Here is a 20,296-nt window from a genome sequence, read left to right as displayed (position 1 = left end):
CAAAGTGAACGACGGCGTCGCGCCCGGCACTCGGGCCGTGTCAGCGTTGCAATCGAGAGAACGTGACGGAAGTCCGCGCGGGAGCGGGACATTTGGTAGAAGTCTTGCAGGGCGACATCGAAGACAGTGACGGACGTGCGCAGGCACATATGGGCCAGCGCCGCTGGGCACATCCTTTCACGCTGATTCGCCGCCTGTTCGGCAATGCCGTCTTCTCGAGCCTCACCCGCCGTATCGTCTTCTTCAACCTGGTGGCACTCGTCGTCCTCGTCGGCGGCATCATGTATCTCAACCAGTTCCGCGAGGGACTGATCGACGCCCGTGTCGAAAGCCTGCTGACCCAGGGCGAAATCATCGCCGGTGCCATCTCGGCTTCCGCCTCGGTCGATACCAACTCGATCACCATCGATCCCGAAAAACTGCTCGAACTGCAGGCCGGCCAGAGCATAACGCCGCTGCCGAGCGACGAGGATCTCGATTTCCCGATCATCCAGGAACGCGTTGCGCCGGTTCTCAGGCGGCTGATCTCGCCGACGCGCACCCGCGCCCGCCTCTTCGACGCCGATGCCGACCTGCTGCTCGATTCCCGGCATCTCTATAGCGGCGGCCAGGTGCTGCGCTTCGACCTGCCGCCGATCGAGCCGGAATCGACGGGCATCGGCGAAAAGCTCAACAGCTGGCTGAACAAGCTGCTGCAGCCCGGCAATCTGCCACTCTACAAGGAACCGCCGGGTGGCAACGGCTCGATCTATCCTGAGGTCACCAACGCGCTGACCGGCGTGCGCGGCTATGTCGAACGCGTCACCGAGAAGGGCGAGCTCATCGTTTCAGTGGCCGTTCCCGTCCAGCGGTTCCGCGCCGTGCTCGGCGTTCTCTTGCTTTCGACGCAAGCCGGCGACATCGACAAGATCGTCCAGGCCGAGCGCCTCGCCATCATCCGCGTCTTCGGCGTGGCTGCCCTCGTCAACATCATCCTGTCGCTGCTTCTCTCCTCGACCATCGCCAACCCGCTTCGAAGGCTCGCAGCGGCGGCAGTCCGCGTGCGGCGCGGCGGTGCCAAGGAGCGCGAGGAGATCCCGGATTTCTCCTCTCGCCAGGACGAGATCGGCAACCTGTCCGTCGCGCTCCGGGAAATGACGACCGCGCTCTACGATCGGATCGCGGCGATCGAGAATTTCGCGGCCGATGTCAGTCACGAGCTGAAAAACCCCCTCACCTCGCTGCGCAGCGCCGTCGAGACCCTGCCGCTTGCGCGGACCGACGAATCGAAGAAGCGCTTGATGGACGTCATCCAGCATGACGTCCGCCGCCTCGATCGCCTGATCAGCGATATTTCGGACGCCTCGCGCCTCGACGCGGAACTTGCCCGCAGCGATGCCAGGATCATCGACCTCGAAAGACTTCTGGGCGACCTCGTCGATATTTCGCGCCAGGTCCGCAGCAAGAAGAAGACGGTGCTGCTCGATTTCGTCATCGACCGCAAGGACAGTCCCAAGGCCCGCTTCGCCGTCAACGGCCACGACCTGCGCATCGGCCAGATTATCACCAACCTGATCGAGAACGCCCGGTCCTTCGTTCCCGAAGACAGCGGGCGGATCGTCGTGCGCCTCACACGGTCGCGATCGCGCTGCCTCGTCTATGTCGAGGACAACGGCCCCGGAATCCAGGCGGAAGACATCGACCGCATTTTCGAACGCTTCTACACCGATCGGCCGGAAGGAGAGGATTTCGGCCAGAACTCCGGCCTCGGCCTGTCGATTTCCAGGCAGATCGCCGAAGCCCACGGCGGTACGCTGAAGGCGGAAAACATCGTCGCGCAGGACGGCCACGTCAGCGGCGCGCGCTTCATCCTGTCGCTACCCGCCGAGCCGCACGCGTGACGACGGGCGCCAATGTCCACGGCACTGCCATCGTGCTCGGGACGCGCGGCTTCCTGATCACGGGCCCTTCCGGCATCGGCAAATCCAGGCTGGCGCTTGCATGCATCACGGCCGCACGACAGGCCGGGCACTTTGCGGCACTCGTCGCCGACGATCGGGTGGATCTGAGCCTGGAACATGACAGGATCGTCGCCCGCTGTCCGCCCTCCATTCACGGCCTGATTGAAATACGCGGCGCCGGAATCGGCAAGATCGAAACCGTGCCTGCCGCGGTGATGGACTGGGCCATGCTGCCCGTGAGTGCGCCTTTCGACCCGCGATTACCGCTGGAAGACGAGACGTTGCCCTTACCACTCGGGCGAGTACTCCCGATTGTTCGCGTTCCCGTTGAAGAGGGGGCGTATGTTCTCAATATTTTGCATACGCTCATCGCTGAAAAAATAGGATCCTAGCCCGATTTACCGTCAGCGAGGCTGGTTTTTCAGCATTTTTGGCTTGCACTTCCCCTTTTCCTTGCCAAGATGGCCGCCCCAACAGGTGGACGAAATTGCTGCATTGCGATATCTGGCCATCAGTGAATTGCGCGTGCAGTTGGAGCGAAGATACCCATGATCGGACTTGTGCTTGTCACCCATGGCAAGCTGGCTGAGGAATTTCGACTTGCACTCGAGCATGTCGTCGGTCCGCAAAAAGCTATAGAGACCGTCTGCATCGGTCCCGAGGACGACATGGACCAGCGTCGGCAGGATATCCTCGACGCGGTCACCAAGGTCGACGAGGGCCACGGCGTCATTATCCTGACCGACATGTTCGGCGGAACGCCCTCCAACCTTGCCATCTCGGTCATGCGCAGCGGCTCGGTTGAAGTGATAGCCGGCGTCAACCTGCCGATGCTGATCAAGCTTGCCGGCGTGCGCGGCGAGAGCGACATGGACAAGGCGTTGGTCGAGGCCTCGGAAGCCGGACGGAAATACATCAACGTCGCCAGCCGCGTCCTGAGTGGTAAGTAATGGATCATCGCCCCGACATGTCGCTGACGCGCGAACTGCTGATCATCAACAAGCGAGGCCTGCACGCGCGGGCATCTGCGAAGTTCGTACAGACGGTCGAGGCCTATGAAGCCGAGATTACCGTGTCGAAGGACGGCATGACGGTCGGCGGAACGTCCATTATGGGCCTGATGATGCTGGCTGCCAGCACCGGCTGCAGCGTGTGCGTGACCGCGAGCGGCGCGCAAGCCGAAGAAGCATTGAACGCGCTTGATGCGCTGGTCGCCGACAAGTTCGGCGAAGAAATGTGACGGACAATATAAAGATATAAAGACTTCTTTATATCGATATTGCCCTCTCCCCTGATTCCTGATAGATCGGTCGCACTCTCACCGTGTCGGTAGGCGCGGGAGGCATAATCGCGCCGCAGTTCGGTTGAAGCCATGCGGCTTGAAGAGATCAGCCCGGAGAATTCCATGACCACCACTCAGGACTATATCGTCGCCGACATCGGTCTCGCCGATTTCGGGCGCAAGGAAATTGCGATCGCCGAAACGGAAATGCCGGGCCTGATGGCCTGCCGCGAAGAGTTCGGCGCTGCAAAGCCGCTGAAGGGCGCGCGCATCACCGGCTCGCTGCACATGACCATCCAGACCGCCGTTCTGATCGAGACGCTGGTTGCCCTCGGCGCCGACGTGCGCTGGGCCTCGTGCAACATCTTCTCGACCCAGGATCACGCTGCCGCTGCCATCGCCGCAAGCGGCGTTCCGGTCTTCGCCGTCAAGGGCGAAACGCTCGAAGAATACTGGACCTACACGGACAAGATCTTCCAGTGGGCCGATGGCGGCGTCTCGAACATGATCCTCGACGATGGTGGCGACGCCACCATGTACATCCTGCTCGGCGCCCGCGCCGAAGCCGGTGAAGACGTACTTTCCAACCCGGGCTCCGAAGAAGAAGAGATCCTCGTCGCACAGATCAAGAAGCGCCTCCAGGCTTCGCCGGGCTGGTTCACCAAGCAGCGCGACGCCATCAAGGGCGTGACCGAAGAAACCACCACCGGCGTCAACCGCCTGTACCAGCTTCAGGCCAAGGGCCTGCTGCCCTTCCCGGCGATCAACGTCAACGATTCGGTCACCAAGTCGAAGTTCGACAACAAGTACGGCTGCAAGGAATCGCTCGTTGACGGCATCCGCCGCGGCACCGACGTGATGATGGCCGGCAAGGTCGCCGTCGTCTGCGGTTACGGCGACGTCGGCAAGGGCTCGGCAGCTTCGCTTTCCGGCGCCGGCGCCCGCGTCAAGGTCACCGAAATCGACCCGATCTGCGCGCTCCAGGCGGCGATGGACGGTTTCGAAGTCGTTCAACTCGAAGACGTCGTCTCGTCGGCCGACATCTTCATCACGACGACCGGCAACAAGGACGTCATCCGCATGGACCACATGCGCGAGATGAAGGACATGGCGATCGTCGGCAACATCGGCCACTTCGACAACGAAATTCAGGTCTCCGCACTGCGTAACCTGAAGTGGACAAACATCAAGCCGCAGGTCGACATGATCGAGTTCCCGAAGGGCAACCGCATGATCCTGCTCTCGGAAGGCCGCCTGCTGAACCTCGGCAACGCCACCGGCCACCCGTCCTTCGTGATGTCGGCTTCGTTCTCCAACCAGGTCCTGGCGCAGATCGAGCTCTTCACCAAGGGTGAGAAGTACAAGAACGAAGTCTACGTCCTGCCGAAGGCGCTCGACGAGAAGGTCGCTCGCCTGCACCTGAAGAAGCTCGGCGCTAAGCTCTCCGAACTTTCCGAAGAGCAGGCCGACTACATCGGCGTGAAGACGCAGGGCCCGTTCAAGGCTGAGCACTACCGGTACTAATCCTTACCCGGGCAATCCACAACATCTTGTGGCCGCGTTCTTGACAAGAGAGCGCGGCCGCTTTTTTGGGCCTCTCCCTTCCCGACGATTCGACTAGGAAGTATGCTCTAACCCATTGATTCGTGATGTCGGTGCGGACCTTGGACATCGCGGATGGGATGTCTTGTCGATAAGCGGCAAACAGACGGAGACAGACCGGGGATGCAATCGGAACTGACGCAGGCCCTTGACCAGGGCCTCGATGGAACTGTGCAAGGCGCAACAAGGCCGGCAGCACCCTTCGGACAGACGGGGATGGCAGCGCCATGAACAGAGACCAAACAGCTATTCCGGGCACCCGCCGCAAGGGCCCGAAGTTCCTGCGCCACCTTCTGGCCGGTACCACTCTCTTTGCAGCAACAGATGCGCTCGCCCAGGTCGCGCCGCAGAAGGCAAATATCTTCGGCTCGTCGGAGGTCGTCACCTTCTCCGTGCTCATCGGCGTCGTTTCCGCAGCGATGATTTCGGCGATCTGGCTGATCCGCCAGCGCGGCAATATCGAAGCCGAGAACCGCGAATTGCGCTCCGATCTGTCGGACGCCAACCAGCGCCTCTCGCGCTATCAGGCGCTGGTGGCCGACAAGAACCGCCGGATCGTCGTCTGGGACGGGCTGCTCGAGCGGGCTGAGCTGCTCGGCCAGCTGCCGCCCGAAACCGGCGCGCCGGCAGACGACCGCGAGTTCCTGGCCTTCGGCCGCTGGATCAAGGCGCAATCCGCCGGGGAACTGGAAAATGCGATCGACGCGCTGCGCACCCAGGCGCGCAGCTTCGACCTGGTGCTCGAAACGCAGCGCAACGAAGTCCTGGAGGCCCAGGGACGGGTCTCGGGCGGGCGCGCTTTCGTACGCTTCATCGCTCTCAACAATATGCGCGCAGAACTCGCTGAGCTGAAGCTTGAGCACGATCGGCTCAATACTGCGCTCGTGTCCTTCCGCACCCTTCTCGACGCCATCGATCTGCCGGTGTGGCAACGCGGCACGGATGGCGCCCTCACCTGGGTCAACGAGGCCTATGCCGACGCCGTCGAGGCTCCTGATGTCGCGGTCGCGGTTGCCGAAGGGCGCGAGCTGCTCGCAACCGTCGCGCGCGAAAAGATCCGCGCGGTTTCCACCTTCGACACACCGTTCCGCGACAAGGTTTCGACCGTCGTCAGGGGTAACCGCACCTTCTTCGAAGTCGTCGATGCCCGCAGCCCTGCCGGCTCGGCCGGCGTCGCCGTCGACGTATCCGGCATCGAGGCCGTGCGCGAGGAACTCAACCGGACGCTCAAGAGCCATGCCGAAACGCTCGATCATCTGGCGACCCCCGTCGCGATCTTCGACGGCAATCAGCGCCTGCAGTTCTACAACCAGGCCTTCCAGCGTCTGTGGAACCTCGACATCGGCTTCCTCGAGCGCAAGCCCGACAACGGCGAAGTGCTTGACCGGCTGCGCGCCGGCGGCCAGCTGCCGGAGCAGCTCAACTGGAAACAGTGGAAGGCCACCGCGCTTTCCGTCTATCAGGCGCTCGACACGCAGAGCGACCTCTGGCACCTGCCGAACGGCCAGACGCTGCGCGTCTTCGCGACCGCCCGCCCACAGGGCGGGGTCACCTGGGTGTTCGAGAACCTGACCGAGAAGGTCGATCTCGAAACGCGCTACAATACGCTCGTTCAGGTTCAAGGCGAGACGATCGACCATCTCGCGGAAGGCGTAGCTGTGTTCGGGCCCGACGGCCGCATTCGTCTCTCGAACCCGGCGTTCCGGGCGATCTGGGGCATCAGCGAGGCGGAGGCCAAGCCCGGCACCCATATCCGGGCGATCGAGCAGGCCTGCCTCATCTCCTACGACCAGCCTGACGGGTGGAAACGTTTCACCCACATCATCACCAGCTTCGACGACGAACGGCCCTCCAGCCGCGGCATCCTTGAGCTTCGAACCGGACTGATCCTCGACTACGCCGTCATCCCGCTGCCGAACGCGCAGACGATGCTGACCTTCGTCAACATCACCGACAGCGTCCGGGTCGAGCGCGCGCTCACCGAAAAGAACGAGGCGCTGCGCAAGGCGGATGCGCTGAAGAACGACTTCGTGCACCACGTTTCCTATGAACTGCGTTCGCCGCTCACCAACATCATCGGCTTCGCCGACCTGTTGAAGACGCCGGCTTTCGGCGATCTCAACGAGCGGCAGGCGGAGTATGTCGACCACATCGCCACCTCCTCGTCGCTGCTGCTGACGATCGTCAACGACATCCTGGATCTCGCGACCGTCGATGCCGGCATCGTCCAGCTCGACATGTCCGAGATCAGTCTCACCGACTTCCTCGATGATATTGCCCACCAGATGGCCGACCGGCTGCTCGAGAGCGGCGTGACCCTCAGGATCGCCGCCCCTGACAATCTCGGCCGCATGGTCGCCGACCAGCAGCGGCTGAAGCAGATCTTCGTCAAGCTGCTCACCAATGCCGCAAACTTTGCGCCCGACGGCAGCGCCATCGACCTGAAGTGCCGCCGCGAGGGCAGCGACTTCATCTTCTCTGTCTCAGACAGCGGCCCCGGCATACCGCAGGACGTGCTCGATACAGTGTTCAACCGCTTCGAAAGCTACGGCCAGCGCGGCGGCGCAGGCCTCGGCCTTTCGATCGTCGAGAGCTTCGTCAGCCTGCACCACGGCACCGTCTCCATCCGCAGCAAGGAAGGCGAAGGCACGGAAGTGACCTGCCGCATACCCTCGGCCGAAGTGCCGGCGATCGTCGCGGCCGAATGATGTCGGCGATCGAACGCTTCCTGACGGACGAGGCGGCAACGATCGAGCTCGGCGAAGATCTGGCGCTGGCCCTGAAGCCCGGCGACTGCGTCGCGCTCTCGGGTGATCTCGGAGCCGGCAAGTCGACCTTGGCGCGCGCCTTCCTTCGGGCGCTTGCCGATGACGACGGGCTGGAGGTCCCCAGCCCGACCTTTACGCTGGTCCAATCCTATGAACTGCGCATTCCGGTCGCGCATTTCGATCTCTATCGGCTGGCTGATTCCAGCGAACTGGACGAACTCGGCTTCGACGAGGCGCTATCGCTAGGCGTCTGTCTCGTCGAATGGCCGGAACGGGCTGACGACGCCCTACCCACCAGCCGCATCACGCTGAGCATCACCCATGAAGGCGATGGTCGCCGCGTCGAAATTTCCGGTCCGGACGAAAAGCTGCAGCGCATCGCCCGCACGCTGGCGATCCGCGACTTCCTCGATCAGAACGATCACCCAAACGCACGGCGCCGGCACCTCAGCGGCGACGCCTCGATCCGGGCCTATGAGCGCATTTACCCGGCAGACGGCTCCGTTAGCCGGATTCTGATGGATTCGCCACGACACAAGCCCGGCCCCGTCCTCCAGGACGGAAAATACTACCAGCAGCTCGCGCATATCGCCGAAGACGTCGTTCCCTTCGTCGCGATCGACCAGCTGCTCATTGCACGCGGCTTTGCAGCGCCGACGATCTACGCCCGCGATCTCGACCAGGGCATCCTGCTGATCGAGGACCTTGGGTCGGATGGCGTTCTCGACGCGGCCGGCCAGCCGATCGACGAGCGCTACATCGAAAGCGTACGACTGCTCGCCCGCCTCCATGCCAAGCAGACCGACAGGGAGATCAACCTCGACAGAGCGGTCATCCACCGCATTCCGGATTTCGACCGGACGGCGATGAAGATCGAGACGCGGCTTTTGACCGACTGGTACCTGCCGTGGAAGCGCGGTGCGCCGGCAAGCGATGACGAAAAACGTGAATACGGAGAGATCTGGGACGGGCTGATTGATCTTCTCCAGACCTCCGAGACGAACCTGCTCTTGCGAGATTTTCACTCGCCGAACATCATCTGGCGCGGAGAGCGCCAGGGATTGGACCGGATTGGCCTCATCGATTTCCAGGACGCGATGATCGGCCCGACGGCCTATGACGTGGCATCGCTGGTGCAGGACGCGCGCGTGACCGTCGCGCCTCCGCTCGCCAACCGGATGATGGAAACCTATCTCGCCGAACGGCAGGCAAGCGGCAACTTCGACGAGGCGACTTTCTTGCGCGACTGGCATTTGATGTCGGCGCAGCGCAACTGCAAGCTCGTCGGCATCTGGGTGCGGCTGATGCAGCGGGACGGCAAACCCGGCTACATGAAACATATGCCCCGCACTTTCGCCTATCTTCAGGCGGCGCTCACACATGAATCGCTGAAACCCTTGCACGACTGGTGTATGAAGACCGGAATCCTAGATTCCGAATCAGCGAACTGACAGAGAAGCAATGTCGATCAGCAATGCGATGGTGCTCGCCGCGGGCCTCGGCACCCGGCTCCGCCCGATCACCAACACCATGCCGAAGCCGCTCGTAGAGATCGCGGGCAAGCCGATGATCGACTACGTGCTGGATCTGCTGGCAGAGGCCGGCATCACCAAGGCCGCGGTCAACGTGCATCATTTCGCCGACCAGATGGAAGGACATCTCAGCCAGAGAAGAAGCCCGGAGATCCTGATTTCCGACGAGCGCGATGCGCTGATGAATTCCGGCGGCGGCCTGGCCAAGGGCCTGAAACTGCTGCCGGAAGGCCCCGTACTGGTGATGAATGCCGACCTCTTCTGGGTCGGGGAACCGGTCGGCGTTCCCAGCAACCTGACGCGCCTCGCCGCAGCCTTCGATGCGGACCGCATGGACATGCTGCTCCTGTGCGTGCGCGATGAGGACACGACCGGTCACAACGGCAAGAAGGACTTTTCGCTCGGTGCCGACGGCAAGCTGACGCGATACACCGAAGGTCTGCCAAACCCGGTGGTCTATGCCGGCGCGATCGCGCTTCACTCCCGGCTCTTTGCCGACGCGCCTGATGATGCCTTCAACCTCAACATCTACTTCGATCGCGCTGCCCAAAAAGGGCGCCTCCACGGCCTCCTGCTCGATGGCCACTGGATGACGGTCGGCACGCCCGACGCGATCGGCGAAGCGGAAGCGGCGATCCGCCGCCACCAGCCAGGAGGATGAGCGTGCGCGGCCGCCGGTCCAACGTCTTCACGATCCCGCCTGGCCTCCCCTTCCTGAAGACGCTCGCCGAAAAGCTTTGCGACGGTATCCTGACTCCGGACTTCCGCTACGATCCGGCCGATCCCTTGCCGCTTGCCGGCGTCACGATCTTCGTGCCGACGCGGCGTTCGGCCCGTGTGCTCAGATCCGAATTCGTCGACCTGCTCGGCGGCCGCTCCACCATCCTGCCCACCATCAAGGCGCTCGGCGAGACCGATGATGACAGTGGCTTCTTCGACGCCGAAGTACCGGCAATCCTCGATCTCGCGCCGCCGCTGCCGGGCACGGCACGGCTGATCGAGCTTGGCCGGCTGATTCTCGCCTGGCGCAACCGGCTACCAAAGGTCGTGCTCGACATCCATGCGGAAAGCCCGCTGATCGCGCCGGCAAGTCCTGCCGATGCGATCTGGCTGGCACGCAATCTTGCCGATCTCATCGATGCGATGGAGACGGAAGAGCTGGACTGGGACGCGCTCGACCGGCTCGACGCCGGCGAGCATGCGCTGTGGTGGCAGCTGACGCTCGAATTCCTCAAGATCGCCCGAACCTACTGGCCGGAACGGCTCGAGGAACTCAAGCAATCCTCGCCCGCACGCCATCGCAACGCCATCCTTCAGGCCGAAACGCAGCGCATCGCCGGCGGCAAGATCGAAGGCCCGATCATCATCGCCGGCTCGACCGGTTCCATTCCCGCCACGGCCGCGCTGATTGCCGCCGTGCAGAAGCTTCAGAACGGCACGATCGTGTTGCCTGGTCTCGACCAGACGATGAGCGATGCCGAATGGGACATGATCGTCGCCGACGCTGCCTTTGACGGCAGGCCGGACCCGGCAAGCCGCAGCCACCCGCAATACGGCTTCTACAGGCTGCTGAAGCGCATGGGCGTCATCCGCTCGGATGTGGGCGCGCTAGCCGGCGCCCAAACCGACCTCGATTTCCGCGCGGCGATCCTCTCGCACGCCCTTTTGCCGGCAAAGGCCACCGATGCCTGGACCGAAATGCGCAGCGAACTCGACGGCGAATTGCTGCGCGCTGCCTTCGGCGATACGGCTCTCATCGAAACCGCCAACGAACGCGAGGAGGCGGCGGCGATTGCCGTTGCGCTAAGGCTTGCGCTGGAAGGCAGCGAGGATAGCCAGGCGGCGTTGATCACGCCCGACCGAAATCTCGCGCGGCGGGTCGGCGCCGAGCTCGCCCGCTTCGGCATCGAGGCGGACGATTCCGCCGGCACGCCTTTGTCCTCGACGCCCCAGGGCAGCTTCATGCGTCTGCTTCTGGAGGCAAGCCTGCGCCCCGGCGATCCCGTGCCCTTCGTTGCGCTGCTCAAGCACCCGCTGGCGCGCTTCGGGCTTTCGCGTGATGAGATGCGCCAGGGCGCCGACGCGCTCGAACGCATGGCGCTGCGCGGCAGCACCGCAACCGTCGATATCCTCGCCCTGGAGCCGTTGCTCGATGCGGCGATTGCCGGCCACAAGGTCGATCGCCACCCGCCGGAATGGCGTGCCGGCATCGGCGCCGAGGAGCTTCAGGCAGCACGCGATCTGGCGATCAAGATCGGCCTCGCGGTGGCGCCGCTGGCTTCCGCGCTCACGCGCAGCAAGGACGGCAGCCGCGTGTTCTCGGACGAATTCACCTTTGCCGACTGGGCGACGCGTACCGGCCAGGCGTTGGAAGCGGCCTCGGCCGACGAGCGCGGCGATCTCGGTGGGCTCTGGTCCGGCGAGGCGGCCGATACGCTGGCGACCCTGCTTCGCGGCATTATCGAAACCGATGGCCAGATGACGGCGGACGGGCCGCAATGGTGCGACGTCATGGAGGCGCTTGCTGCAGGTGCAGCGGTCAAGCCGCGGTCCATGCGCCATCCGCGGGTCTTCATCTTCGGCGCGCTGGAATCACGCCTGCAGAGCATGGATCTCGTGGTGCTCGGCGCCATGAACGAGGGCAATTGGCCAGGCCAGACCGCCAACGACCCGTTCCTGTCGCGCACGATGAAGACGGGCATCGGTCTCGAGCCCCCCGAGCGGCGCATCGGCCAGCTCGCGCATGACTTCCAGATGGCCTGCGGCACACGGCGGCTGATCTTCACCCGCTCGATGCGCCAGGGAGCAACACCCACCGTTGCCTCGCGCTGGCTGCAGCGGCTGCTCGCGCTTGGCGGCGAACGGCTGACTGCGGCCTTGCAGGCCAATGGCGCCGACTATCTGGCCTGGGCCCGGATGCTCGACGACGGAGGGCGGCAGCCGCTTGCCGAACGCCCTGCGCCCAAGCCGCCGGCGGACCTGCAGCCGCGCAAATATTCTTTTAGCGAGGTATCGCGGCTGAGGCGCGACCCCTACGCGATCTACGCCCGGCGCATTCTTCGCCTGCATCCGCTGCTGCCGTTCAACAGCGATCCCGGTCCGGCCGAGCGCGGCACGCTCTATCACCAGATCGTCGAGCGCTTTGTTCGCGGCGGCTTCGACCTCATGTCCCCCGCAGCCGAAGAGGCCATGCATCGGCTGCTGAATGAGGCCTTCGACGAGGCGCGGCTGCCCACACATATCGACACGATCTGGCGGCCACGCTTCGCCGCCGTCGGCTTGGCTTTCATCAAATGGGAGCGGGACCGCGCACGCTTCATCCGCCGCTCGCGCACGGAAGCTCCGGCATCGATGGAGCTCGGCGTCGCCGATATGCGGCTGACGGGCATTGCCGACCGGCTCGATATGCTGACCGACGGCAGCGTGGAGATCATCGACTACAAGACCGGCTCCAGCCCATCGGTCAAGGAAGCCCGAGTGCTGCTCGACCCGCAGCTCGCCCTCGAAGCCGCAGCCCTCAAGGCCGGCGCCTTCAAGGATATGCCGCCGAGCCATCCGCAATCGCTGCTCTATGTCCGGCTGAAGCCTGGATCGCGTTTCAAGCAGGAGACCGTGAACAACGAGGGCAGTAAGGCGAAGGAAACCAAATCCGCCGACCAGCTCGCGGACGAATCCCTCACCGAGCTCAGAAAGCTGCTGAGTGCGCTGCTTTCGGGCAAGCACGGCTTTGCATCGCGCGTGATTGTTCAGAAAGAGCGCGACTACGGCGGTGAATACGACCATTTGGCACGCGTTGCCGAATGGTCGACGGCCGATAGCGAGGAGGAGGACGGCGATGAGGGATGACAGCCTCGGCCCCGACCAGGCGACGCCGCAAGCCTGGCTCGACTGGACCTCGCGTCGGCAATCGCTAGCCTCCGATCCCGCGCGTTCTGCCTGGGTTTCGGCCAATGCCGGATCCGGCAAGACACATGTGCTGACCCAGCGGGTGATCCGGCTGCTGCTTGCGGGCTGCCGACCCTCGGCGATCCTCTGCCTGACCTATACCAAGGCGGCGGCCTCCGAAATGTCGAACCGCGTCTTCGAACGGCTGGCCGAATGGGTAACGCTCGACGACGCGACGCTCGAAAAACGGATCGAGGCGATCGAGGGCGAGCGGCCTGGTCTTCTGAAGCTGCAGGAGGCACGCCGCCTGTTCGCCCGCGCGCTGGAGACACCCGGCGGCCTCAAGATCCAGACGATCCATGCCTTCTGCGAGGCGCTGCTGCATCAGTTTCCACTGGAAGCCAACGTCGCCGGACATTTCTCTGTTCTCGACGACCGCGCTGCCGCCGTGCTGCTTGCCGATGCGCGCCGCATGCTGCTGACGGCGACGGCGGCCAAGGACGATCCGGAACTGGCGCGCGCTTTCGCCACCGTGCTCGACCTCGCCGACGATACCGGGCTTGAAAAACTGCTCGCGGCGATCGTCGAGAACCGCACCGCGATCCAGTCCTTTCTCGAACATGCCGACGCGCTCGGCGGCACCGAGGCCGAGTTGCGCCGCGCCCTGAAGCTGGCGCCGGATGAAAGCGTCGACAGCGCCTTGGCCGCGATCTGGCCGTTGGCGGGCCTGAACGGTGCGTCCCTGGAACGCTACTTCTCACTCGCCACGAGCGTTGGCGGAACGAAGGTTCTGGAATTTGCAGAGGGACTTCGGACCGTCTCCAAGCTCACTGACTTGGGCGCGCGCTATGACGGTCTCAGGCATTTGTTCTTCACCGGCACCGGCAAGCCCCGGGCACAATCGGCCTTCCTCAACAGGGCGATGCAGCAGGCGGCCCCCGATCTCATAGACCTGGTGGACGAAGCCTACCGCCATGTCGTCGCCTGCATCGATCACATCAGCATTCTTAGGATGTTCGAGGCGACGCTGGCGGCTCTGACCCTCGCCGAAAGGCTCAACGTCGACTACGAGGAGCTGAAGCGGCGACGCAGCCAGCTCGATTTCGAGGACCTGATCAACCGCACGGCGGCGCTCTTTGCCCGCGGCGATGTCAGCGCCTGGGTCCACTACAAGCTCGACCAGGGCATCGACCATATCCTCGTCGACGAGGCTCAGGATACCAGCCCGGCGCAATGGACCATCATCCAGGCGCTGGCGGCTGACTTCTTCTCCGGCGAAAGCGCCCGTGGCGCCAACCGCACCATGTTCGCCGTCGGCGACGAGAAACAGTCAATCTACTCCTTCCAAGGCGCGCGGCCGGAACGGTTCTCGCATGAGAGCCAGGAAACGGAACGGCGGGTGCGCGACGGCGGCAAGGCCTTCGAGCCCATCCGTCTTCAGCTCTCCTTCCGCTCGACGGTCGACGTGCTCTCGGCCGTCGATACGGTCTTCGCCAATCCGGCGCATGCACGGGGCCTCAGCGCCCGCAACGAGCCCATCGTTCACGCTTCGAACCGTATCGGACACCCCGGTGCCGTCGATATCTGGGACGTGATTGCCGCCGAACCGATCGACACGGACGAAGAATGGACGGCAGCCTTCGACGCGACACCTGAGAGCGCACCGGTCAATATCCTCGCACGCCGGATCGCCGGCGTCTTGGAGAGCTGGATCGGCAAGGAAACGATCGTCGAGAAGGGTATTCGCCGACCGATGCGTCCGGGCGACGTGATCGTGCTGGTCCGCAAGCGCGACGCCTTCGTCAATGCGCTGACCCGGGCGCTCAAGCGCCGCAACAACATTCCGGTCGCCGGCGCCGACCGGCTGGTGCTCACCAAGCATATTGCCGTTCAGGACCTGCTCGCGCTCGGGCGCTTCGTCCTCTTGCCGCAGGACGACCTGTCACTCGCCGCGCTCTTGAAAAGCCCGCTGTTCAATCTCGGCGAAGACGCGCTGTTCGAGCTCGCGGCGCGACGCAAGGAAGGCGAAAGCCTCTGGCAGCGGCTCCAGGCCGAGGCGGCCGAGGGCATCCTGTTCCACCAGGCAGCAAGGGCGCTGAAAAGCTATGTGGCGCTTGCAAACGCGCTTGCTCCGCATGATTTCTACGCTCGCATTCTTGGCGTGCATGGCGGCCGGGCCGCCTTCCTCGCGCGGCTCGGCACCGAGGTCAGCGACATTCTCGACGAATTCCTCACCTTCGCGCTCGATCAGGAAAGAAGCGGCCTCCCGGGGCTGCAGGCCTTCGTTTCGACGCTGGAAATGGAAGCGCCGACGGTCAAGCGCGAGCAGGACAAGGAACGCGACGAAGTCCGGATCATGACGGTGCACGCCGCCAAGGGTCTCGAAGCGCCGGTCGTCTTCCTCGTCGACGGCGGCGGTGCGCCGTTCAGCAACCAGCATGTCCCTTCCCTTCGCTTCCTCGAGCTCGCTCAAAGGGATGGCGCCGTCCTGTCGTTGCCGGTGTGGCGCGCACCGGGCTCGGAATCGAACACGCTCGTGGCCGCCGACAGCGATCGCCTGAAGACGCTCGCCGAGGAAGAGTATCGACGCCTGCTCTATGTCGGCATGACCCGTGCCGCCGACCGCCTGATCGTCTGTGGCTATCGCGGACAGCGGGCCGTCGCCGAAACATGGCATGCCATGGTTCAGGCGAGCCTCGCCGGGGACGAAAATGGCCGCGGCCACCCGAAGACCTTTCACACCGGCGGCGAGGAATGGTCCGGCCATGCCTGGCGCGAGAAGCAGCTCGAGCGCGACCTTCCCTCCAAGCAAGCGCCCACGCCGGACGCCAGCCGCCCGGCCACCGGCCTGCCGAAGGCCCTTTCGACGCCGCTGCCACCGCAAAAGCGGCTGCCGCGGCCGCTCAGCCCCTCCGGCGTCGGTATCGCCATCGACGAGGACGACGGCGATGGGCTTGTCGGATCCGCCCTGTTTTCTGAGAAGGCACCGGCAAATCTCTCGATGTTGCGCGGTGCCATCCTGCACCGCCTGCTGCAGGTCCTGCCCTCCATTGCGGGCAACGATCGCCGCGCCGCGGCCGAGCGCTACCTCGTGCGTTCCGTGCCCCGCTGGTCGCCGGAGCAGCGCGCCGCGCTGATTGACGCTGTCGAGAATGTGCTCGACCATCCCGATCTTCAGGCGCTCTTCTCGGCCGGCAGCCGCGCCGAAGTCTCGGTCATGGGCACGCTGACCCTCGGCACGCGCGAGCACGCGGTCTCCGGCCGTATCGATCGGCTCGCCGTCAGCGACGGGATCGTGACCATTGCCGATTTCAAGACGAACCGGCAGGTGCCGGCTTCGCAGGGTGACATACCCTTCGCCTACAGGGCACAGCTTGCGATCTATCGCGAGCTGTTGCGGCCGCTCTATCCCGGGCACGCATTCCGATGCGTGCTGATCTTCACCGAAGGACCGGCAATCCACGTGGTTAGGGATCAGGCGCTCGACAGGAGCCTTGAAGACCTCGCGACAAAGTGAGATACCCGATATTGAATATCCAGCGGTGCCATCTCACATGAGACACAACATCTGGATACTGCCATCCCGAACGCAAGGAGCAGCCTATGGCTACCGTAAAGGTCGATACGTCCAATTTTCAGCAGGAAGTGCTGAACTCCGCCGAGCCCGTGGTTGTCGATTTCTGGGCTGAATGGTGCGGCCCCTGCAAAATGATCGCGCCGAGCCTCGAGGAAATCTCGAACGAGCTCGCCGGCAAGGTCAAGGTCGTCAAGCTCAACATCGACGAAAACCCGGAACTGGCTGCCCAGTACGGCGTTCGCTCGATCCCGACGCTCGCCATGTTCAAGGCCGGCGAAGTGGCCGACATCAAGGTTGGTGCTGCGCCGAAGACGGCCCTTTCCTCGTGGATCTCCACGGCGGTCGCCTGAGACCTTCGCTGACTACCGCAGCAGAAAGCCCGGCATGCCGGGCTTTTTTCTTGTCTTGAACTTGGCTGCTATCGGGATGGCGGAGCCACCTCCGGATCACTTCGGCGGCGTACCGTTGTCGGCGAGAACGTCGCCCACCAGATAGAGCGAGCCGCCGATCAGGATGCGCGGCGGCGCCGGATCCTCATCGACCAGATTGGCAACGATCGTCAGCGCTTCGGCGACGGAAGAGACAGCCGCAGCCTCAAATCCGACAGCAGCCGCGTCGCTTGCAAGCGCCACCGGATCAAGACCTGCATCGGAACCACGGATCGGAACGGTGAAGACCTGTTCGGCAAGATCCATAAACGCCCGGAAATAGCCGACCGGATCCTTGGTGTTGATCATGCCGATGATCAGGAACAAGGGGCGCGATTCGCGTTCTTCGAAGGTCGCCATCGCTTCGGCGATCACCTGGCCGGCACCCGGATTATGGCCGCCGTCGACCCAGATTTCCGCATCGGCCGGACCGTAACGCGTAAGTTTGCCGCTGGTCAGGCGCTGCAGGCGCCCGGGCCACTCGACGCCGGCAAGCCCCTTCTCGATCGCCGCCTCCGAAACGTCGAAGCCCGCAGCCCGCACAGCGCGAACGGCCGCGGCGGCATTGGCGTATTGGTGGCGTCCCGGCAGCTTCGGCAGCGGCAGATCGGCGAGACCGCTTTCGTCCTGATAGACAAGGCGGCCGAATTCCTCATGCGCCATGAAGTCCTGGCCGTAGACGAACATCGGGCAGCCGAGCCGCTCGGCCGTCGAGATCAGCACATCGCGCGCAGCCTCTTCTTCCTGCTGACCGATCACGACGGAGCAGCCGCACTTCATGATACCGGCTTTTTCCGCAGCGATCAGTTCCACCCGGTCGCCGAGATAGGCCTGGTGATCGAGCGAGATCGGCATGATGACGGATACGGCCGGTCGGGCAATGACATTGGTGGCGTCGAAGCGGCCGCCGAGGCCAACCTCGATGATCGCGACATCCGCCGGATGCTCGGCAAAGAGAAGGAAGGTGACGGCGGTCAGGATTTCGAAGACGGTGATCTTCTCGCCGCCATTGGCTTCGGCGACGCGACGCACCGCATCGGCCAGAACGGGGTCGCTGACGAGCCGTCCCTTGCCGCCCTTGACGCCGAGGCGGTAACGCTCGTGCCAATTGACGAGATGCGGCGACGTGTGGACGTGAACGCTGAGACCGGCCGCTTCCAGGATCGCCCGCGAAAACGCGGTTGCCGAACCCTTGCCATTGGTGCCGGCGACATGGATCACCGGTGGCAGGCGGTCCTGCGGATTGCCGAGCGCGGCGAGCAGCCGGGTGATCCTGTCCAGCGACAGATCAAACCCCTTGGGGTGGAGGGCAAGGAGTTTTTCGATCTCATAGCCCGCTTCGCTGGCTTCCACCGCTGTCATCTCTCACCCCGACCCGACAAGCTTGACTGCCAAACATCTCCGGTCTGGCAGAGATGTTCATTCTCGTTCTGCGCAACTGCGGGAAAATCGGTTCACGCCTTTCCCGCAATTGCCTTTAAGCGTTTGCCGCGACCGGCAAGGCAGCCGGCTGCGTGCCGCCGTTGAGCTTCGAGGCTTCCGCCGGCTTCTTCATCAGGATCTTCAGGACCCGGGCAAGCGTCGACGGCAGATCATGGCGTTTGACGACCATGTCGACCATGCCGTGCTCCAGCAGGTATTCAGACGTCTGGAAGCCTTCCGGCAGCTTTTCGCGCAGCGTCTGCTCGATCACGCGCTTGCCGGCAAAGCCGATTTCGGCGCCAGGCTCGGCCATATGGATATCGCCAAGCATCGCATAGGATGCGGTGACGCCACCGGTCGTCGGGTTGGTGAGCACGACGATATAGGGAAGACCGGCTTCCTTCAGCATGTTGACGGCAACCGTGGTGCGCGGCAGCTGCATCAGCGACAGGATGCCTTCCTGCATGCGGGCGCCGCCCGATGCCGGGAAAATGACCAGCGGGCACTTCTCGGCGATCGCTCTTTCGAAGGCCTTGATAATCGCCTCGCCGGCAGCCATGCCGAGCGAACCGCCAATGAAGTTGAACTCGTGCACGACGGCGACAAGCTTGACGCCCTGAACGCGGCCGAGACCGGCGACGATCGTGTCTTCGAGCTCGGTCTTCACGCGGCTGTCGCGCAGACGGTCGGAGTACTTCTTGGAATCGCGGAACTTCAGCGGGTCCTGAGCAACCTTCGGCTGCGGAAACGCTTCATAGATGCCGCCGTCGAACAGGTCCTTCAGCCGAGCCTTGGCCGGCATCTTCATGTGGAAGCCGGACTGCGGGATGACCCACTTGTTTTCTTCGAGATCGCGGTGGAACACCATCTCGCCGGTTTCCGGGCACTTGATCCAGAGATTTTCCGGAACTTCCCGGCGGCCCAGCATCGAGTTGATCTTCGGCCGAACGTAGTTTGTGATCCAGTTCACTTAGTAACTCCTGAAGATTTCCTTCGGGTTGTGCGCGCTAATATAGGCAATTATTCGGCTGCTGCGAGGCGTGCGGACCGCACGCCTGCCGAGAGCCCTCTGACCAGCGCTTCAACACCCGGAACCGTCGCGTCCGTCGCCTTGCCCTCTTCGGTCAGGCTCGATGCGATCTGGTTGACGATCGCCGTACCGACGACCACGCCATCGGCGGATGCTCCGATGGCCCTTGCATGCTCCGCCGTCTTGACGCCGAAACCGACGCAAACCGGCAGGTTGGTGTGCGCCTTGATACGGCCGACAGCGCCGGCAATCAACGACGGATCGGGCAGAGCCGAACCGGTGATGCCGTTCATCGATACGTAATAGACGAAACCGGAGGTGTTTTCGAGCACCTTCGGCAGGCGACGGTCGTCCGTGGTCGGCGTCGCCAGGCGAATGAAGTTGATGCCCTTCGCAAGCGCCGGGATGCAGAGCTCATCATCCATCTCCGGCGGCAGGTCGACGACGATCAGGCCGTCGATGCCGGCGGCGAGCGCATCCGTCAGGAAGCGGTCGACGCCGTAGATGTAGATCGGATTGTAGTAGCCCATCAGCACGATCGGCGTGCGCTGGTCGTCCTCGCGGAAGCGGCGCGCGATCTCGAGCGTCTTGGCAAGCGTCTGGCCGCCCTTCAGCGCGCGTTGACCGGCAAGCTGGATGGCCGGGCCATCGGCCATCGGGTCAGAGAAGGGCATGCCGAGTTCGATGACGTCGGCGCCGGCCTTCGGCAACGCCTTCATGATCGAGAGCGACGTCTCGAAATCCGGATCACCGGCCATGAAATAGGTGACGAGGACCGGCCGTCCCTCGGCCGCCACATCGGCAAATCTCTTGTCCATGCGTGCGGTCAT

The 20,296-nt window shown here is 63.7% G+C and carries 14 protein-coding genes; 11 read left to right on the top strand and 3 right to left on the bottom strand.

The genetic code is table 11. The features are described from left to right. Positions 1-149 precede the first annotated feature (149 nt). The 11 genes from BLU35_RS14415 (at position 150) to trxA (ending at position 16,936) form a co-directional block, all read left to right on the top strand. Positions 150-1,880, top strand: a complete 1,731-nt coding sequence (locus BLU35_RS14415; protein ID WP_286161524.1) for a sensor histidine kinase — start codon at positions 150-152, stop codon at positions 1,878-1,880. Next, positions 1,877-2,332 carry an HPr kinase/phosphorylase gene (locus tag BLU35_RS14410; protein ID WP_093233499.1) on the top strand — a complete coding sequence of 152 codons (456 nt, stop codon included), beginning with the start codon at positions 1,877-1,879 and terminating at the stop codon, positions 2,330-2,332. Before BLU35_RS14415 ends, BLU35_RS14410 begins: the two co-directional genes overlap by 4 nt. A 156-nt stretch (positions 2,333-2,488) precedes the next feature. Then, entirely contained in the window at positions 2,489-2,890 is a 402-nt protein-coding gene (locus BLU35_RS14405; protein WP_057252055.1) for a PTS sugar transporter subunit IIA, read from the top strand. Beyond that, on the top strand, positions 2,890-3,180 hold the full coding sequence (locus tag BLU35_RS14400) for an HPr family phosphocarrier protein (RefSeq protein ID WP_057252054.1): 291 nt from the start codon (positions 2,890-2,892) through the stop codon (positions 3,178-3,180). The genes BLU35_RS14405 and BLU35_RS14400 overlap by 1 nt, the downstream gene beginning before the upstream one ends. 165 nt (positions 3,181-3,345) lie before the next feature. Beyond that, positions 3,346-4,746, top strand: a complete 1,401-nt coding sequence (gene ahcY / locus BLU35_RS14395; RefSeq protein WP_057252127.1) for an adenosylhomocysteinase — start codon at positions 3,346-3,348, stop codon at positions 4,744-4,746. 305 nt (positions 4,747-5,051) lie between these two features. Further along, positions 5,052-7,532, top strand: coding sequence for a PAS domain-containing sensor histidine kinase (locus BLU35_RS14390; protein ID WP_057252053.1), 2,481 nt, complete (start codon positions 5,052-5,054; stop codon positions 7,530-7,532). After that, positions 7,532-9,043: a tRNA (adenosine(37)-N6)-threonylcarbamoyltransferase complex ATPase subunit type 1 TsaE gene (gene tsaE / locus BLU35_RS14385; protein WP_057252126.1), complete on the top strand. Its 1,512-nt coding sequence runs from the start codon at positions 7,532-7,534 to the stop codon at positions 9,041-9,043. Before BLU35_RS14390 ends, tsaE begins: the two co-directional genes overlap by 1 nt. A 10-nt stretch (positions 9,044-9,053) precedes the next feature. After that, entirely contained in the window at positions 9,054-9,785 is a 732-nt protein-coding gene (locus BLU35_RS14380) for a nucleotidyltransferase family protein (RefSeq protein WP_057252052.1), read from the top strand. Positions 9,786-9,787: 2 nt separating this feature from the next. After that, positions 9,788-12,970: a double-strand break repair protein AddB gene (gene addB, locus BLU35_RS14375; RefSeq protein WP_286161522.1), complete on the top strand. Its 3,183-nt coding sequence runs from the start codon at positions 9,788-9,790 to the stop codon at positions 12,968-12,970. Then, on the top strand, positions 12,960-16,526 hold the full coding sequence (gene addA, locus BLU35_RS14370; RefSeq protein WP_093233497.1) for a double-strand break repair helicase AddA: 3,567 nt from the start codon (positions 12,960-12,962) through the stop codon (positions 16,524-16,526). The genes addB and addA overlap by 11 nt, the downstream gene beginning before the upstream one ends. Before the next feature lie 86 nt (positions 16,527-16,612). After that, positions 16,613-16,936 (top strand): thioredoxin, encoded by a 324-nt coding sequence (trxA, locus tag BLU35_RS14365; RefSeq protein WP_057252049.1) that lies wholly within the window; start codon positions 16,613-16,615, stop codon positions 16,934-16,936. 96 nt (positions 16,937-17,032) lie between these two features. Here trxA and BLU35_RS14360 read toward each other — a convergent pair whose 3' ends face one another. From BLU35_RS14360 to trpA, 3 genes are all read right to left on the bottom strand, one after another. Further along, a complete protein-coding gene (locus BLU35_RS14360; RefSeq protein ID WP_093233496.1) occupies positions 17,033-18,376 on the bottom strand; it encodes a bifunctional folylpolyglutamate synthase/dihydrofolate synthase in 1,344 nt (447 codons plus the stop codon). Between the two features lie 115 nt (positions 18,377-18,491). After that, a complete protein-coding gene (gene accD / locus BLU35_RS14355) occupies positions 18,492-19,406 on the bottom strand; it encodes an acetyl-CoA carboxylase, carboxyltransferase subunit beta (protein ID WP_093233495.1) in 915 nt (304 codons plus the stop codon). A 50-nt stretch (positions 19,407-19,456) separates the two neighbouring features. Next, the gene (gene trpA, locus BLU35_RS14350) at positions 19,457-20,296 is read right to left on the bottom strand and encodes a tryptophan synthase subunit alpha (protein ID WP_058327475.1); all 840 of its coding nucleotides are present in this window, start codon (positions 20,294-20,296) and stop codon (positions 19,457-19,459) included.

This window comes from Sinorhizobium sp. NFACC03 (assembly GCF_900103435.1).
GTDB lineage: Bacteria > Pseudomonadota > Alphaproteobacteria > Rhizobiales > Rhizobiaceae > Ensifer.
This window is presented reverse-complemented; position numbering and strand designations above follow the sequence as displayed.

What these genes read in the sequence shown, in the direction of transcription:
- BLU35_RS14400 (WP_057252054.1), top strand. Translation starts at nt 2,890, where the DNA reads ATGGATCATCGCCCCGACATGTCGCTGACGCGCGAACTGCTGATCATC.
- tsaE (WP_057252126.1), top strand. Translation starts at nt 7,532, where the DNA reads ATGTCGGCGATCGAACGCTTCCTGACGGACGAGGCGGCAACGATCGAG.
- addA (WP_093233497.1), top strand. Translation starts at nt 12,960, where the DNA reads ATGAGGGATGACAGCCTCGGCCCCGACCAGGCGACGCCGCAAGCCTGG.
- ahcY (WP_057252127.1), top strand. Translation starts at nt 3,346, where the DNA reads ATGACCACCACTCAGGACTATATCGTCGCCGACATCGGTCTCGCCGAT.
- trxA (WP_057252049.1), top strand. Translation starts at nt 16,613, where the DNA reads ATGGCTACCGTAAAGGTCGATACGTCCAATTTTCAGCAGGAAGTGCTG.
- BLU35_RS14405 (WP_057252055.1), top strand. Translation starts at nt 2,489, where the DNA reads ATGATCGGACTTGTGCTTGTCACCCATGGCAAGCTGGCTGAGGAATTT.
- BLU35_RS14390 (WP_057252053.1), top strand. Translation starts at nt 5,052, where the DNA reads ATGAACAGAGACCAAACAGCTATTCCGGGCACCCGCCGCAAGGGCCCG.
- BLU35_RS14415 (WP_286161524.1), top strand. Translation starts at nt 150, where the DNA reads ATGGGCCAGCGCCGCTGGGCACATCCTTTCACGCTGATTCGCCGCCTG.
- BLU35_RS14360 (WP_093233496.1), bottom strand. Translation starts at nt 18,376, where the DNA reads ATGACAGCGGTGGAAGCCAGCGAAGCGGGCTATGAGATCGAAAAACTC.
- BLU35_RS14380 (WP_057252052.1), top strand. Translation starts at nt 9,054, where the DNA reads ATGTCGATCAGCAATGCGATGGTGCTCGCCGCGGGCCTCGGCACCCGG.
- trpA (WP_058327475.1), bottom strand. Translation starts at nt 20,296, where the DNA reads ATGACCGCACGCATGGACAAGAGATTTGCCGATGTGGCGGCCGAGGGA.